The following is a 15,748-nucleotide window of genomic DNA, read 5'->3' on the forward strand; positions in this document are numbered from 1 at the left end:
GTTGGCGTGGTGCTCCAGGCCGCTCACGATGATGCGGTCGCCCGGGCGCAGCCAGGCCTGGGCCGGCCCGGCGCCCCACAGGCCCTGGGCGATAGTGTTCAGCGCCTCGGTCGTGCCGCTGGTGAAGATGAGCTCGTGCCCGGCGGTGGCGCCGATGAAGGCCTTGAGCGTGGCGCGTGCGGCTTCGAAGGCGTCGGTGGCGCGCTGGCTCAGGGTATGCACGGCGCGGTGGATGTTGGCGCGCTGATGCTGCTCGAAGTCCTGCATGGCGGCGAGGACGGCGCGCGGCATGTGGGTCGTGGCGGCGTTGTCCAGGTAGGCCAGCGGCTGGCCGTGGATGGGCTCGGCCAGGATGGGGAACTCGGCGCGCAGGGTCTGGACGGGCAGAGTGCTGGGCAGGAGGGGGTGCGGTTTACCCATGGCCCGCCCTCCGGCTCTCTCTCTCCCTGTGGGGTAGGAATTGCCAGCAGCCGCGTGGCCCAGTGGGCGGCGGCCTCCGGCTCCCTCGCCCCCCTGGGGGAGAGGGTTGGGGTGAGGGGGTGGAGCAGGCGCTGCGCTCTCTGTTGGCAGCCACCCTCACCCCAACCCTCTCCCGCCAGCGGGAGAGGGAGCAAGGTGCGCCGGTCATCGCGCCTGCGCTTCCCCGCTCCCTCCCCCTCTGGGGGAGGGCTGGGGTGGGGTCCAGCGATGATTGCCCGTGCGACACGGCACGCCAGAGCCAGCCGGCCCCCATCCCCACCTTCCCCCAGAGGGGGAAGGGGCAGGAAAAATCAGAGAAAAATCTGCCATCAGCCCTTGTCCAGAAATCGCTACCAGCTATCAAATTTGATTTTTTCATGCTGCCCCTTCATCCACCTGCTGCACCTGCCCAATGGCCTTCGCCAGCGCGCCGCTGTCCAGCCACTGCGCCAGCAGCGGCGAGTCCGGCAAGCCGCGCTCGAGCAGCGCCCGGGCCATGCCGTCGATGATCAGGGTGCGTGCGTGCGCCTCGCTCAGGCCGCGCTGGCTGGCGTAGAACAGCGCGTCCTCGGGCAACGCGCCCCAGGTGGCGCCGTGCGCGGCCTGGACGTTGTCGTGCAGGATTTCCAGGTGCGGGCGCAGAATCAGCCGGGGCTGGCCGGCCAGCGGCACGCCCGACAGGCGCTGGCGCAGGCTGGCTTCGCCGGCGCCCGGGGCGATGCGGGTATGGGCGTTGCTGACCACACGCGCGCGGCCACGGGCCAGCACCAGCGATTCGACATCGCTGCGCGTGTGGCCCTGCTCCATGCGGCTATAGACCTGATGGTCGAGCTGGGCGCCGTCCGCCGCCAGCAGCAGCGCGGCGTGCCGGGCCTGGCTGTCCGCGCCCGCCTGCTCGATGCTGTTGCGCTGCAGGTGGTAGGCCGATGCCTGGCCGACCAGCGCCTGGGCGTAGTGCGCGCCGCTGGCCAGCCGGGCGTGGATGTGGTGCGCGAGTTGATCCTCGGCCCCGGGCTGTATCACGCGCAGATGCTCCAGCCGCGCACCGGGCGCCAGCTCGATGTGTGCGTGCAGGTTCTGCGTGATGGCGTGCCGGCAGCCGGCACTGCTGCGCTCGTGCGTCTCCAGCAGCAGCACGCGCACGCCGGGGTCGAGCTGCAGCACCAGCAGCGGCGCTTCGACCGGGCCGTGGGGCTGGTGGCGCAGCGCCAGGCAGACCAGCTCGTCCTCGTGGCCGGGCCGGGCGGCGACGTGCACGCGCAGGCCGCGCCGGCACAGCGCCCGGTGCGCCCAGGCAAAGGGCGCGGCCTCGCCTTCGCCCGGGCCGGGCAGGCCGGCAAAAAGCTGGGCGCGCTGCGCCGGATCGGCAGCGTCCAGCCAGCGGGCATCGACGCCGCCGGCCGTGCCCGCGCCCAGGCCCTGGCCCTGCAGCGGCAGCAGCGTCCAGCCGGCGCCGGCCAGGGGCGGGGCGGCGCAATCGGCACCCGCCTGTTCTTCAGCCGGCTCGCCCAGCCAGTGCGTGAGCGCCGGCGGCGGCAGGTGGTGGAAGGCTTCGCTGCGCCGGGCGATCCAGCCGTGCTGGCGCAGGTGCTCGCGGGCGGCGAGGCGGTCGGCTTGTGCGGTGTCCATGGCCTCAGGCCTCCACCGCTTGCTGCGGCGCGGCGGCGCCCGTGCGGGCAAAGCCGGTGCGGGCGATCTCGCGCGCCAGCTCCAGGTCGCCGGTCTCGGCAATGCAGCCCTGATCCAGGCGCAGCACGGCATCGGGTTCGAGCTGCTCGATCAACTGCAGATAGTGCGAAATCATGATGAAGGCCGTGCCCTGGGCGCGCAGCCGGGCCACCAGCGCCACCACGGCGCGCACGCCGTCCACGTCCAGCCCAGAGTCGATCTCGTCGAGCAGGGCCACGCGCGGCTGCAGCAGCGACAGTTGCAGCAATTCGTTGCGCTTTCTTTCCCCGCCGGAAAAGCCCTCGTTGACGGGCCGCGCCAGCATGGCTTCGGGCAGGCCCAGCTCGCGGGCCGACTTCTTGGCGCGGCTCAGGAAGTCGAAGGCGTCCAGCGGCTCCTGCCCGCGCGACTCCTGCACGGCGTTGAGCGCGGTGCGGATGAACAGGTTGTTCTTCACGCCGGGAATGTCCGGCGGCGACTGGAAGGACACGAACAGGCCGGCACGGGCGCGTTCGTGCGCGGCCATGGCCAGCAGATCCTGCCCGTCCAGCAGCGCCTGCCCGCCCAGCACGCGGTAGTGCGGATGGCCGGCCAGCGCCATGCCCAGCGTGCTCTTGCCGCTGCCGTTGGCACCCATCAGCACCGACAGCGAGCCGGGCGCAGCCGTGAGCGAGGCGGAGTGCAAGACGGTGCGCTCGCCCACCTGCACGCGCAGGTCGCGCACATCGAGCAGGGCGGGGGTGGTGTCGGTCATGGTGGTTCCTTGCGTTGTCGTTTGTTGGATAGGGGCGGATGGCTGTCTGGCTCCTTCCCCCTCTGGGGGAAGGTGGAGATGGGGGCCGGCTGGTTCTGGCGGGTCGCGTCGTGAGGCCGCCGTCGCTGGCCCCCACCCCAGCCCTCCCCCAGAGGGGGAGGGGGCAAGACCGGGACGGTTTTGATGATTCAAGGCTGATAGCTGTTTGCGCTTGTCCAGCAAGGGTTTGCGGCGGGTTTCATGGATATTTGATCAGCCGACGGCGCCTTCGAGCGACACTGCCAGCAGCGCCTTGGCCTCCAGGGCGAACTCCATGGGCAGCTCTTCCAGCACCGCCTGGCAAAAGCCCCCGACGATCAGCGCCGTGGCTTCCTCGGCGTCAATGCCGCGTTGCTCGCAGTAAAACAGCCGCTCCTCGCTGATGCGCGTGGTCGTGGCCTCGTGCTCGACCACGGCGTCGGCGCGCGAGGTATCGACGTAGGGGAAGGTGTGCGCGCCGCAGTCCGGGCCGATCAAGAGCGAGTCGCACTGCGTGTGGTTGCGCGCGCCCTCGGCACCGGGGTTGATGCGCACCAGGCCGCGGTAGCTGTTTTGCGCGCGGCCAGCGCTGATGCCCTTGCTGACGATGCGGCTGGTGGTGTTCTTGCCCAGGTGGATCATCTTGGTGCCGGTGTCCGCCTGCTGCATGTGGTTGGACACGGCAATGGAGTGGAATTCGCCGCTCGACTCATCACCGCGCAGCACCACGCTGGGGTACTTCCAGGTAATGGCCGAGCCGGTCTCGATCTGCGTCCAGGCGATGCGCGAGCGGCGGCCGGCGGCCAGGCCGCGCTTGGTCACGAAGTTGTAGATGCCGCCCACGCCGCGCTCGTCACCGGGGTACCAGTTTTGCACCGTCGAATACTTGATGAAGGCGTCGTCATGGGCGACCAGCTCGACCACCGCCGCGTGCAGCTGGTTTTCGTCGCGCTGCGGCGCGGTGCAGCCTTCCAGGTAGCTGACCGAGCTGCCCTCCTCGGCAATGATGAGGGTGCGCTCGAACTGGCCCGTGCCCTGGGCGTTGATGCGAAAGTACGACGACAGCTCCATGGGGCACTTGACGCCCTGGGGGATATAGACGAAGGAGCCGTCGGAGAACACGGCGGAGTTGAGCGCGGCATAGAAGTTGTCGCCCTGCGGCACCACCGTGCCCAGGTATTTTTCGATCAGCTCGGGGTGGTGGTGCACGGCGTGCGAGAACGAGCAAAAGATCACGCCGACGCGGGCCAACTGCTCGCGAAATGTCGTGCCCACGGACACCGAGTCGAACACCGCGTCCACCGCCACGCCCGCCAGACGCGCGCGCTCGTGCAGCGGCACGCCGAGCTTTTCGTAAGTCTCCAGCAGCTTGGGATCGACTTCATCCAGGCTCTTGGGCGCGTCCTTCATGGACTTGGGCGCCGAGTAGTACGAGATCGCCTGGAAGTCGATGGGCTGGATCTTCAGGTGCGCCCAGTCGGGCAGCTCCATGCCCTGCCAGCGCCGAAAGGCTGCCAGGCGCCAGTCCAGCAGGAATTGCGGCTCGCGCTTCTTGCGTGAAATGGCCCGGATCACGTCCTCGTCCAGGCCGGGCGGCAGGGCGTCAGATTCGATGTCGGTGACGAAGCCGTGCTGGTAGGGCTGGGCCAGCGCCTGCGCCAGCGGGTCGGCAACGGCAGGGGGAGCGAGGGTGTCGGTATCGGTATTCATGGCGGCGTGGGCTTTCCCTTTTTAATATTCACATGTTATGAATCTTTTTGTGTATTGCACAGCCCGCGCCGCTTGCCCGCACCTGCGGCGCGGACATGGAGCCGGTGATCAGTGGTCTGCAGGCAACGGGGCGCTGCCTGCGGCGCGCAACCCCTGCCGCTCTCAATCCAGTGCGGCGGCGCCCAGGTTGTCGCAGTCCGACAAGTCGGTTTCGCTTTGCACGGGCAGCTGGCGCGCGATCTGGCGCAGGGCGGTGCGCAGGCCCTCTTCCAGCGTCGGGTGATAGACGGGCATGCGCAGCATGTCCTGCACCGTCAGGTCCCGGTCGATGGCCAGGGCCAGCAACTGCGCCAGGTGCTCGCCCGCCGGCGCGCACATCTGCGCGCCCAGCAGCCGGCCGCTGTCCGGCGCGGCATAGAGGCGCAGCAGGCCGGCATTGCGCACGGCCACGCGGGCGCGGCCCTGGCGGGCAAAGTCGATCTCGCCGACCAGGTGCTCGCGCTTTTGCACTTCGGTCCAGGACAGGCCCACGCTCGCCGCGTTGGGTTCGCAGAAGGTGATGGCCAGAGGCACACGCCGGCGAAAGCGCCGCAGTGGCTTGCCCTGGGCGGCCAACACGGCGTTGATGCCTGCGATATGCCCTTCGTCGGCCGCTTCATGCAGCAGGGTGCGGTCGCGGTCCACGTCGCCGGCCAGGAACACCGGCGTGCCCTCGACCTGCAGCGTGCAGGGGTCGAGCGGCGGCAGGCCATGGGCATCGAGCACCGGCCCCAGGGTGTCCAGGCCCAGGTACTCGATGTTGGGCGTGCGTCCCATGGCGGCGAGCACCTGGTCCACCACCACAGTGGTCTGGCCATTGCTCACCTCGATGCCGCTGGCCAGCTCGCGCAGCTGCGCGCGCCCGCCCACGCTGATGGCGAACTCGCCCTTGAGCTGCTCGTACAGGCGCGCATTCACGGCCTCGTCCTGCAGGCCGGCCACGCGCTCGCTGGTCACGAAGGCCACCACCTCCACACCCAGCCGCGCCAGGGCCTGCGCTAGCTCGGCCCCCAGGGCGCCCAGGCCGATCACGGCCATGCGCGGGCCCAGGGTGGGCTGCTCGAACAGGGTGTCGGTGGTCAGGATGCGGTCGCCGAACGCCAGCCAGTCGGGCGGCAGCAAGGGGCGCGAACCCGTGGCGACGATGACGCTGCGGGTGCGGTAGGTGCGCCCGTTCACCTCCACGCGGGTCGCGTCCAGCAGGCGCGCGCGGCCAGACACGGCCTGTTTGCCCGCATCGCTCGCCCGCACCGTGCCGGCGACGAACTCGTCGCGCAGCGCCCGCACGCGCTCGAGCACGGCCGGCAGGTCGGCGTGCAGGTCCTTGCCGCCGCGCAGGCCAAAGGTGTCCCAGCGCGCGCGCGCGTGCAGCGCGTTGGCCGCCTCGACCAGCATCTTGGAGGGCATGCACCCCACGCGCGCGCAGGTCGTGCCCCACGGGCCTTCGTTGACGATCAGGAACTGGTCGGTGCGTTTCCTGACCTCGCGCAGCGCGGCCAGGCCGGCGGTGCCGGCGCCGATGATGAGGGTGTCGAGAGTGGCTTGGGTCATGGCGGCTTCCTCGGGATGGCAGGCAGTGTCCCGCGCCGGGTACTGCCGGGCTGTAGGCCGGCGGCACCAATGCGCGCCATGCGCGCTCCCCCCTTCAGCGCGCGTCCAGCCAGGCCAGGCGCCCGTGCGCCAGCTCGGTGAGTTGCGCCTGAAATGCCGCCGCCTGCGCCTCGGGCAGGCTCAGTGTGAAGGTGACCTGCGCCGCGTGCCGGACCTCCTGCAGCTGCGCGCCGGCCGCGACGATCTCGCGGCGCAGCAGGCCTTCGAGCGCGTAGGGCACGCTCGCGCGCAGCAGCTGCAGGCGCTGGCGCGGCACCTTCTCGGCTCCCAGCAGGGCCTGGGCCACGCTGTCGGTGTAGGCGCGCACCAGGCCGCCCGCGCCCAGCTTGATGCCGCCAAAGTAACGCACCACCGTGGCCAGCGCCCCTTCCAGCTGCTGGTGGCGCAGCACGTCCAGCATGGGCCGGCCGGCCGTGCCGCCGGGCTCGCCATCGTCCACGGCGGCCGACTGCCCGCCCGCCAGCAGGGCCCAGCACACGTGCGCGGCGCCCGGGTGCTGGCGCCGCAGGCCGTCGACGATGGCCTGTGCCTCTGCCCGGCCATCGACCGGCTGCACACAGGCGATGAAGCGGCTTTTCTTGATGACCAGTTCGGCGTGGGCGGGCTCGCGCAGGGTGAAGGACATGGGTCGGCGAGCTTACCCGTTGGCGCCGCGCGCGCCACATAACCGCAGGCCAGCGCCGAAAGGGGGGCGCTCCTAAAATGCCCGGCCCCGCCTGAAAGCCCGCCATGAATGCCTTTGCCGACGTCTCCTTCTTCCCGCGCAACGCCAAGCCCCTGACCAGCTGGCGGCCTTACTGGGCCAGGCGCTTCGGCACCGCTCCCTACCTGCCCATGAGCCGCGCCGAAATGGAGCAGCTCGGCTGGGACAGCTGCGACGTGGTGCTGGTCACGGGCGACGCCTATGTGGACCACCCGAGCTTCGGCATGGCGGTGATCGGGCGGGTGCTGGAGGCGCAGGGCTTTCGCGTGGGCATCATCGCCCAGCCGGACTGGCAAAGCGCCGAAGCCTTCAAGGCCCTGGGCCGGCCCAACCTGTTCTGGGGCGTGACGGCGGGCAACATGGATTCCATGATCAACCGCTACACGGCGGACCGCAAGATCAGGAGCGACGACGCCTACACGCCCGGCGACGTGGGCGGCAAGCGGCCTGATCGCGCTGCCATCGTCTACAGCCAGCGCTGCCGCGAGGCGTTCAAGGATGTGCCCATCGTGCTGGGCGGCATCGAAGGGTCCTTGCGCCGCATCGCCCACTATGACTACTGGAGCGACAAGGTGCGCCGCTCGATGGTGGTGGATGCCAAGTGCGACCTGCTGCTGTACGGCAACGCCGAGCGCGCCCTGGTCGAGGTAGCCCATCGCCTGGCGCGCCGCGAGCCGGTGGAGAGCATCACCGACGTGCGCGGCACGGCCTTCGTGCGCAGGAGCGCGCCCGAGGGCTGGTTTGAGATCGACTCGACCAGCGTGGACGAGCCCGGCGCCGTGGAGCCGCTCCTCAACCCCTACATGACCACCGCCGAGCAGGCGGCAGCGCAAGGGCAGGCCTGCTCGCGCGAAGCCGTGGAAGATTCAAAGACCATAGCTGAACCTCCAGAATCGGCGCGGGTTAAGGGCGGAAATCTTTCTGAACCAGTCATCCAGTTCGTCCCCAATCCGTCGCTGCGCAGGAAGGGCGCCCAGCCGCCGCGCGACCGCACCGTGATCCGCCTGCCCAGCTTCGAGCAGGTCAAGAGCGACCCGGTGCTGTATGCCCACGCCAACCGCGTGCTGCACCTGGAGACCAACCCCGGCAACGCCCGCGCGCTGGTGCAGGCGCATGGCGAGGGTGCTACGGCGCGCGACGTCTGGCTGAACCCGCCGCCCATTCCTTTGAGCACGGCGGAGATGGACTGGGTCTTTGGCCTGCCGTATTCGCGCAACCCGCACCCCAGCTATGCCGACGAGCAGGGCGGCTTCGAGGGCGCGACCAAAATCCCTGCGTGGGAGATGATCCGCGCGTCCATCAACATCATGCGCGGCTGCTTTGGCGGCTGCACCTTCTGCTCGATCACCGAGCACGAGGGCCGCATCATCCAGAGCCGGTCGGAGGATTCCATCATCGCCGAGGTCGAGGACATCCGCGACAAGGTCAAGGGCTTCACCGGCACCATCTCCGACCTGGGCGGGCCGACGGCCAACATGTACCGCCTGGGCTGCAAAAGCCCCGAAATCGAGGCCGCGTGCAGGAAGCCCAGCTGCGTCTTCCCCGGCATCTGCCAGAACCTGCACACCGACCACGACCCGCTCATCAAGATCTACCGCCGCGCGCGCAGCCTGCCAGGCATCAAGAAGATCTTGATCGGCTCGGGACTGCGCTACGACCTGGCCGTGCAGTCGCCCGAGTACGTCAAGGAGCTGGTGCAGCACCACGTGGGCGGGTATCTGAAGATCGCGCCCGAGCACACCGAGGCCGGGCCGCTGTCCAAGATGATGAAGCCGGGCATCGGCAACTACGACCGCTTCAAGCAGATGTTCGAGAAGTTCAGCGAAGAAGCGGGCAAGAAGCAGTTCCTGATCCCGTACTTCATCGCGGCCCACCCCGGCACGACCGACGAGGACATGCTGAACCTGGCCATCTGGCTGAAGAAGAACGGCTTTCGCGCCGACCAGGTGCAGGCCTTCTACCCCAGCCCCATGGCCACGGCCACGGCCATGTACCACTCGGGCCGCAACACGCTCACGCGCGTGCGTCGTCACATGCGCGACGAGGCCGAAGAGAGCGTGGACATCGTGCGCGGCGAGCGGCGCCGGCGTCTGCACAAGGCCTTTTTGCGCTACCACGACCCGAACAACTGGCCACTGCTGCGCGAAGCTCTGAAGAACATGGGCCGTGCCGACCTGATCGGCAACGGCAAGCACCACCTGATCCCGACCTTCCAGCCGGTGACCGACGGCAGCTACCAGTCGGCCCGGCGCAAGAACAGCACGGCGACCGCCCCAGGCGCCACGCCCGGTGCGCGGCGCGACTCGGTCTCGCGCGGCCTGGGGCAGGGCAAGGGCCAGCCGCAGCGCGGCCAGGTGCTGACGCAGCACACCGGCCTGCCGCCGCGCGCAGGGCAGGGCGCTGGCAAGGGACGCGCCCAGCCGGCGTTCAGGACGAAATCAGGTCCTCGATGATCAGCCGGCGGTAATAAAACGCCGCCAGGGCCCCGGACTGCTGCAGCAACGTGCGCAGGCTGTCTGGCGTGTCGTCGTCACCGGCGGTGAACATCAGCGCGTGGGCGCCGCCGCTGGCCAGTTCGGCAATGCGGCGCACGATCACCCCTTCCGCACCCACCGAGGGCAGGGGGTCGTCCGCGTTGCCGAGCGAGCGCACGACGTGTTGCAGGATGGCGTCGGGCGCGGCGTGCATCACGTCTTCATGCTGCTCCTGCAGCTGCCGGGCGGCGTCGCGTGCCGCCTCTTCGTTGCGAAACAGGGCGAACACCTGGCCGGTAGGGTAGAACGTGCCCGAGGCGGATGTCATCTCGGGGGTGAGGGTGAAAGGCTTCATGGCGCTGGACTCCGCAGGATGGTGGCTTTCCCGATTGGAACCCGGCGCCACGGGGTTCCCGTGTCAGGGGGTCTGCGCAGCAGCTGTCGGACGGCGGCCCGGCCCGGCGGGGGCAGCCGCTAGGTGGCCAGCGTGTGCAGCGGGACGTCCTGCCCGCTGGCGAGCGCGTCGAGTTCGGCACATGTGCGCGCTCCGAGGAATGCCGCCACGGCCTGGTGCACGGCCGGGTCGCGCGGGTCGGCGTCCGGCGCCAGGCCCGCGGCCTGGCCTAGCCGGGCGAAGAAGTGCGGCTCCAGCGCCGCCAGGGCCACGCGGCCGTCGCGGCAGGCATAGACGCGGTAGCCGGCATGCGCCCCGCCCACGTCGCCGCGCTCGGCAGTCAGGCCCCACTGGCGCGGCTGCGCCAGCCAGCGCGCGGCGTCGGCCAGTGCCACTTCGATGCAGGTGCCCTGGCCCGTGCGGGCGCGCGACAGCAGTGACTGCAGCACGGCTTCGCTGGCCATCAGGGCGCCGGCCATGTCGGCGTAGAGCGTGGGCGGCAGCGCCTCGCCGGTCACAAGGCCGGCTTCTGCCAGATAGGTCAGGTCGTGCCCGGGTTCTTCGGCGCGCGCGCCGGCGGCGCCCACGATGCGCACCAGCGACAGGCGCGGATGGCGCTGGTGCAACGCCTCCCAGGCCAGGCCCAGCTTGGCCAGGGCCGAGGGGCGAAAGGACGTGAGCAGCACGTCGGTGCGCCCAAGCTCGGCGTGCAGCGCCGCCTGGCCCTCGGGGCTCTTGAGGTCGGCCTGCAGGACGCGGACGCCCTCGTGCAGCGTGCCGTAGGCACCGGGACAGTACATGCCCATGGGGTCGGCACTGGCAAAGCCGCGCGGGGCCTGGGGCTCCAGCTTGACGCATTCGGCGCCCATCTGGTGGCAGCGCATCAGCGCCGCCGGACCGGGCAGATTCAAGGCGAGGCTGAGCACGCGCGTGCCCTGCAGGGGGTGGAAGGGGTGGTCTGGCATGGTGCGCGAGGCAGAGTTGAAACCACCGGGCGTTATACCGGCAAAGCGGGCGGCGCCCTGTCCCGCGCGGGCACGAAAAAACCGCCCGAGGGCGGTTCCGTCATGCATGCAGGCGTCGTGCGCGCCGCGCCTGGGCGACGCCGTTCAGAGGACCTGGGCGATGGACTGGCAGACGTAGCCGATGTTCTTGCTGTTGAGCGCGGCCACGCACATGCGGCCGGTGTCCGTGCCATAGACGCCGAACTCGCTGCGCAGGCGCACCATCTGGTCCCTGGACAGGCCCGAGTAGCTGAACATGCCGATCTGCTCGGTGATGAAGGACATGTCCTGCTGCACGCCGGCGGCCTTCAGGCCATCGACCAGCTTCTGGCGCATGTCCTTGATGCGTACGCGCATCTCGCCCAGTTCCTTTTCCCACAGCGCGCGCAGCTCGGGGTCGTTGAGCACGGCGGCCACCACCGCGCCGCCGTGCGTGGGCGGGTTGGAGTAGTTGGTGCGGATCACGATCTTGAGCTGCGACAACACGCGCGCCGCCTCGTCCTTGCTGCTGGCCACCACCGACAGCGCGCCCACGCGCTCGCCGTACAGCGAAAAGCTCTTGGAAAACGAGGTGGACACGAAGATGCTCAGGCCGGCGGCGACGAATTTGCCGATCACGGCGCCGTCCTCGCGGATGCCGTGGCCAAAGCCCTGGTAGGCCATGTCCAGGAAGGCCACCAGGCCAGATTCCTTGACCACGGCAATGACCTGATCCCACTGCGCGGCCGTGAGGTCGTAGCCCGTGGGGTTGTGGCAGCAGGCGTGCAGCACGACGATGGTGCCGGGCGCCGCGGCGCGCAGGTCGGCGAGCATGCCGTCAAAGTCAATCGAACGCGTGGCCGCGTCGTAATAGCGGTAGGTGCCGACGGCAAAACCCGCGTTGGTGAACAGGGCGCGGTGGTTTTCCCAGCTGGGGTCAGAGATCAGCACGCGGGCATCCGGGTTGATCTTCTTGAGGAAGTCGGCGCCGATCTTGAGGCCGCCCGTGCCGCCCAGGGCCTGCACCGTGGCCACGCGGCCGGACTGCACGACGTCGGAGTCGGCGCCAAACACAAGGGTCTTCACGGCATTGTCATAGGCTGCGATGCCGTCGATTGGCAGATAGCCGCGCGCCGCGGGCTTGTCCATCAGTGCCGTTTCTGCCGCCTGCACGCAGGCCAGCAGCGGCAGCTTGCCGTTGTCGTCGAAATACACGCCCACGCCCAGGTTGACCTTCTTCGGGTTGGGATCGGCGTTGAATTGCTCGTTCAGGCCCAGGATGGGGTCGCGCGGGGCCATTTCGACCGCGGAAAACAATGACATGAAAAATCCTTGGAGGGATGGAAATTCGGCAGTTCGGCCGCAAATGGTCTTGTCTGCGGACAACCGTTCATTCTACGAGCGCCACCACCCCACGCCATGCCCACACCCATGCACGAAGTCACCAGCGAGCCTGCCACCGAGGGCGGCCAGTTCGTCCATTTCCCGGGCTCGCCCTTTCAGCTCTACCAGCCCTATCCGCCGGCGGGCGACCAGCCGCAGGCGATCGAGCGCCTGGTCGAGGGCGTGCGCGATGGCGAGGCCTTCCAGACGCTGCTGGGTGTGACCGGCTCGGGCAAGACCTTCACCATGGCCAACGTGATCGCCCGCCTGGGCCGGCCGGCCATCGTGTTCGCGCCCAACAAGACGCTGGCGGCGCAGCTGTATTCCGAGTTCCGCGAGTTCTTCCCGAAGAACGCGGTGGAATATTTCGTCAGCTACTACGACTACTACCAGCCCGAGGCCTATGTGCCGCAGCGCGACCTGTTCATCGAAAAAGACAGCGCCATCAACGAGCACATCGAGCAGATGCGCCTGTCGTGTACCAAGAGCATCCTGGAGCGGCGCGACGTGGTCATCGTGGCGACGGTGTCGGCCATCTACGGCATCGGCGAGCCCGAGAGCTACCACCGCATGATCATGACGCTGCGTACCGGGGACAAGCTGGGCCAGCGCGACGTGATCGCGCAGCTGATCCGCATGCAGTACCAGAGGAACGACCAGGACTTTTCCCGTGGCAAGTTCCGTGTGCGCGGCGACACCATCGACGTCTTCCCGGCGGAGCACTCCGAGCTGGCCGTTCGTATCGAGCTGTTCGATGACGAGGTGGAGAGCCTGCAGCTGTTCGACCCGCTCACCGGGCGCATCCAGCAGAAGATCCCGCGCTTCACGGTCTACCCCAGCAGCCATTACGTGACGCCGCGCGACAAGGTGCTGACCGCCGTGGACACCATCAAGGCCGAGCTGGCCGAGCGCCTGAACTTCTTCGAGCGCGAGGGCAAGCTGGTCGAGGCCCAGCGCCTGGAGCAGCGCACGCGCTTCGACCTGGAAATGCTCAGCGAGGTCGGGCACTGCAAGGGCATCGAGAACTACACGCGCCACCTGTCGGGCTCGGCACCCGGCCAGCCGCCCAGCACGCTCACGGACTACCTGCCCAAGGACGCCCTCATGTTCCTGGACGAGAGCCACCAGATGATCGGCCAGCTCTCGGCCATGTACAACGGCGACCGCTCGCGCAAGACGACCCTCGTGGACTTCGGCTTTCGCCTGCCCTCGGCGCTGGACAACCGGCCGCTCAAGTTCGAGGAATTCGAGCGGCGCATGCGCCAGGTCATCTTCGTCTCGGCCACGCCGGCGGATTACGAGAAGACGCATTCGGGCCAGGTGGTGGACCAGGTCGTGCGCCCCACGGGTCTGGTGGACCCGCTGGTGGAGGTGCGCCCGGCCACGCACCAGGTGGACGACGTGCTGCAGGAGATTCGCCTGCGCGTGGACAAGCACGAGCGCGTGCTGATCACCACGCTGACCAAGCGCATGGCCGAACAGCTGACCGACTACCTCACCGACAACGGCGTCAAGGTCCGCTACCTGCACTCGGACATCGACACGGTGGAGCGCGTCGAGATCATCCGCGACCTGCGCCTGGGTGCCTTCGACGTGCTGGTGGGCATCAACCTGCTCAGAGAAGGCCTGGACATCCCGGAAGTCTCGCTGGTCGCCATCCTGGACGCCGACAAGGAGGGCTTCCTGCGCGCCGAGCGCAGCCTGATCCAGACCATCGGCCGCGCGGCGCGCAACGCCAGCGGCAAGGCCATCCTGTATGCCGACCGCATCACCGAGTCGATGAAGAAGGCCATCGACGAGACCGAGCGGCGCCGCGCCAGGCAGATCGCCCACAACGAGGAACGCGGTATCACGCCGCGCAGCATTGTCAAGCAGGTGCGAGACCTGATTGACGGCGTGTACAGCGAGAAGGCAGGGCAGGAGGCGCACCGGCTCGAGCAGGCCGCAGCGCGCCAGGCGGAGCTGGCCGAGATGTCGGAAAAGGATGCCGCCCGGGAGATCAAGCGCCTGGAAAAGCGCATGCTCGAACATGCGCGCAACCTGGAGTTCGAGCAGGCCGCGCGGGTGCGCGACCAGCTCGCCCAGCTCAAGGACCGGGTGTTCGGCGCCCACGGGCCCGACCATGCCGTGGCCTGAGGGTGTGCCGAAAAGGCGAAATAATGCCCTCTTTACCCGACAAAAACGCTCGGGTTTTGTGCTATAATCACCCTATTCACACAGGGAAAACCCCAGAACAACAAAGGACCTTGCGCCCAAGCGCGCAGGGAACAGGGCGGGGGTGGTGCCGGCGGGCAGGCAACAGGGCCCGGCCGGCGTTTCAACAGGATCCACAGCCTGCACTCAAAGGAGCTTGCGATGCGTCTCACCACGAAAGGCCGTTTTGCGGTCACTGCCATGATCGACCTGGCACTGCGCCAGCACAACGGGCCCGTCACGCTGGCGGCCATCAGCCAGCGCCAGCAGATTTCGCTATCTTACCTGGAGCAGCTCTTTGGCAAGCTGCGCCGCCATGAACTGGTGGAATCGACCCGCGGCCCCGGCGGCGGCTATACCCTGGCCCGCAAGGCCGAGGACATCACGGTTGCCGACATCATCGTCTCGGTCGATGAGCCCATCGACGCGACACAGTGCGGCGGCAAGGAAAACTGCCTGGGCGAAGCCGGCCGCTGCATGACCCACGAGCTGTGGGCCGCGCTGAACCAGCGCATGGTCGAGTTCCTCGATTCCGTCACGCTGCAGAAGCTGGTGGACGACCAGCTCGCCAAGGGCATCCAGATCGAGGACAAGCCGGTCACGCGCCGGGCCATCTCCACCACGCCGGTGGTCAAGCCCATCCGCGTCAACGCGCCCAACTCGGTGTTCGCACTGGGCAACGCCTTCGCCAAGTCCTGAAGCCGCGGGCGCGCCACCGGGCGCGCCGCGCTTTCAGCCCCGAACCCTCCAGCCCCAACCGCAAAGAGTTTCTGCCAGCCATGGACATGACCCCGCATTTCCCCATCTACCTCGATTATGGCGCGACGACTCCGGTCGATCCGCGCGTCGTGGACGCGATGATCCCGTGGCTGCGCGAGCATTTCGGCAACCCGGCCTCGCGCAGCCATGCCTGGGGTTGGGAGGCGGAGGAAGCCGTGGAGAAGGCCCGTGCCCAGGTGGCCGGGCTGATCGGTGCCGACCCGCGCGAGATCGTCTGGACCAGCGGCGCGACCGAGTCCAACAACCTCGCCATCAAGGGCGCGGCGCACTTCTACAAGGGCAAGGGCAAGCACCTGATCACCGTCAAGACCGAGCACAAGGCGGTGCTGGACGTGATGCGCGAGCTGGAGCGCCAGGGTTTTGAGGTCACCTACCTCGACGTGCAGGACAACGGCCTGCTCGACCTGGACGCCTTCAAGGCCGCCATCCGCCCCGACACCATCCTGGCCAGCGTCATGTTCGTGAACAACGAGATCGGCGTGATCCAGGACATCGCCGCCATCGGCGCCATCTGCCGCGAGAAGGGCGTGCTGCTGCACGTCGATGCCGCGCAGGCCACGGGCAAGGTCGAGATCGACG

At 68.7% G+C, this 15,748-nt stretch carries 13 protein-coding genes; 4 read left to right on the forward strand and 9 right to left on the reverse strand.

The window, feature by feature from the left end; translation table 11 throughout:
• From RT051_RS12480 to RT051_RS12505, 6 genes are all read right to left on the reverse strand, one after another.
• On the reverse strand, positions 1-420 hold a 420-nt coding region (locus RT051_RS12480), incomplete at its 3' end, for an aminotransferase class V-fold PLP-dependent enzyme (protein ID WP_313077211.1).
• Between the two features lie 414 nt (positions 421-834).
• Positions 835-2,088, reverse strand: coding sequence for a SufD family Fe-S cluster assembly protein (locus RT051_RS12485; protein WP_313077213.1), 1,254 nt, complete (start codon positions 2,086-2,088; stop codon positions 835-837).
• Positions 2,089-2,092: 4 nt separating this feature from the next.
• Positions 2,093-2,881, reverse strand: a complete 789-nt coding sequence (sufC, locus tag RT051_RS12490) for a Fe-S cluster assembly ATPase SufC (protein ID WP_313077214.1) — start codon at positions 2,879-2,881, stop codon at positions 2,093-2,095.
• 252 nt (positions 2,882-3,133) lie between these two features.
• Positions 3,134-4,609 (reverse strand): Fe-S cluster assembly protein SufB, encoded by a 1,476-nt coding sequence (gene sufB, locus RT051_RS12495; protein ID WP_313077215.1) that lies wholly within the window; start codon positions 4,607-4,609, stop codon positions 3,134-3,136.
• Between the two features lie 162 nt (positions 4,610-4,771).
• Positions 4,772-6,199 (reverse strand): dihydrolipoyl dehydrogenase, encoded by a 1,428-nt coding sequence (locus RT051_RS12500; RefSeq protein ID WP_313077216.1) that lies wholly within the window; start codon positions 6,197-6,199, stop codon positions 4,772-4,774.
• 94 nt (positions 6,200-6,293) lie between these two features.
• On the reverse strand, positions 6,294-6,884 hold the full coding sequence (locus RT051_RS12505) for a YigZ family protein (RefSeq protein WP_313077217.1): 591 nt from the start codon (positions 6,882-6,884) through the stop codon (positions 6,294-6,296).
• Between the two features lie 104 nt (positions 6,885-6,988).
• Between RT051_RS12505 and RT051_RS12510 the strand changes: the two genes are divergently transcribed.
• Entirely contained in the window at positions 6,989-9,415 is a 2,427-nt protein-coding gene (locus tag RT051_RS12510; RefSeq protein WP_313077218.1) for a YgiQ family radical SAM protein, read from the forward strand.
• Here RT051_RS12510 and RT051_RS12515 read toward each other — a convergent pair.
• From RT051_RS12515 to RT051_RS12525, 3 genes are all read right to left on the reverse strand, one after another.
• Entirely contained in the window at positions 9,390-9,791 is a 402-nt protein-coding gene (locus RT051_RS12515) for a hypothetical protein (RefSeq protein ID WP_313077220.1), read from the reverse strand. The genes RT051_RS12510 and RT051_RS12515 overlap by 26 nt on opposite strands.
• Before the next feature lie 119 nt (positions 9,792-9,910).
• The gene (locus RT051_RS12520; protein WP_313077221.1) at positions 9,911-10,795 is read right to left on the reverse strand and encodes a CaiB/BaiF CoA-transferase family protein; all 885 of its coding nucleotides are present in this window, start codon (positions 10,793-10,795) and stop codon (positions 9,911-9,913) included.
• 144 nt (positions 10,796-10,939) lie between these two features.
• Positions 10,940-12,136: an amino acid aminotransferase gene (locus RT051_RS12525; RefSeq protein ID WP_313077222.1), complete on the reverse strand. Its 1,197-nt coding sequence runs from the start codon at positions 12,134-12,136 to the stop codon at positions 10,940-10,942.
• Positions 12,137-12,244: 108 nt separating this feature from the next.
• Between RT051_RS12525 and uvrB the strand changes: the two genes are divergently transcribed.
• The 3 genes from uvrB to RT051_RS12540 all read left to right on the forward strand — a co-directional run.
• Positions 12,245-14,332: an excinuclease ABC subunit UvrB gene (gene uvrB, locus RT051_RS12530; protein ID WP_313077226.1), complete on the forward strand. Its 2,088-nt coding sequence runs from the start codon at positions 12,245-12,247 to the stop codon at positions 14,330-14,332.
• Positions 14,333-14,551: 219 nt separating this feature from the next.
• Positions 14,552-15,088, forward strand: coding sequence for a Fe-S cluster assembly transcriptional regulator IscR (gene iscR / locus RT051_RS12535; RefSeq protein WP_313077224.1), 537 nt, complete (start codon positions 14,552-14,554; stop codon positions 15,086-15,088).
• Between the two features lie 80 nt (positions 15,089-15,168).
• Positions 15,169-15,748, forward strand: a 580-nt coding sequence (locus RT051_RS12540) for an aminotransferase class V-fold PLP-dependent enzyme (protein ID WP_313077225.1), incomplete at its 3' end; no start/stop codon positions are given.

Source organism: Melaminivora sp., assembly GCF_032059615.1.
In the GTDB taxonomy this organism is placed as follows: Bacteria; Pseudomonadota; Gammaproteobacteria; order Burkholderiales; family Burkholderiaceae_C; genus Melaminivora.

Excerpts from the sequence above, each read along its gene's own strand:
- RT051_RS12525 (WP_313077222.1), bottom strand. The coding sequence starts at position 12,136 with ATGTCATTGTTTTCCGCGGTCGAAATGGCCCCGCGCGACCCCATCCTG.
- RT051_RS12520 (WP_313077221.1), bottom strand. The coding sequence starts at position 10,795 with ATGCCAGACCACCCCTTCCACCCCCTGCAGGGCACGCGCGTGCTCAGC.
- RT051_RS12500 (WP_313077216.1), bottom strand. The coding sequence starts at position 6,199 with ATGACCCAAGCCACTCTCGACACCCTCATCATCGGCGCCGGCACCGCC.
- iscR (WP_313077224.1), top strand. The coding sequence starts at position 14,552 with ATGCGTCTCACCACGAAAGGCCGTTTTGCGGTCACTGCCATGATCGAC.
- RT051_RS12510 (WP_313077218.1), top strand. The coding sequence starts at position 6,989 with ATGAATGCCTTTGCCGACGTCTCCTTCTTCCCGCGCAACGCCAAGCCC.
- sufC (WP_313077214.1), bottom strand. The coding sequence starts at position 2,881 with ATGACCGACACCACCCCCGCCCTGCTCGATGTGCGCGACCTGCGCGTG.
- uvrB (WP_313077226.1), top strand. The coding sequence starts at position 12,245 with ATGCACGAAGTCACCAGCGAGCCTGCCACCGAGGGCGGCCAGTTCGTC.
- RT051_RS12515 (WP_313077220.1), bottom strand. The coding sequence starts at position 9,791 with ATGAAGCCTTTCACCCTCACCCCCGAGATGACATCCGCCTCGGGCACG.
- RT051_RS12505 (WP_313077217.1), bottom strand. The coding sequence starts at position 6,884 with ATGTCCTTCACCCTGCGCGAGCCCGCCCACGCCGAACTGGTCATCAAG.
- sufB (WP_313077215.1), bottom strand. The coding sequence starts at position 4,609 with ATGAATACCGATACCGACACCCTCGCTCCCCCTGCCGTTGCCGACCCG.
- RT051_RS12485 (WP_313077213.1), bottom strand. The coding sequence starts at position 2,088 with ATGGACACCGCACAAGCCGACCGCCTCGCCGCCCGCGAGCACCTGCGC.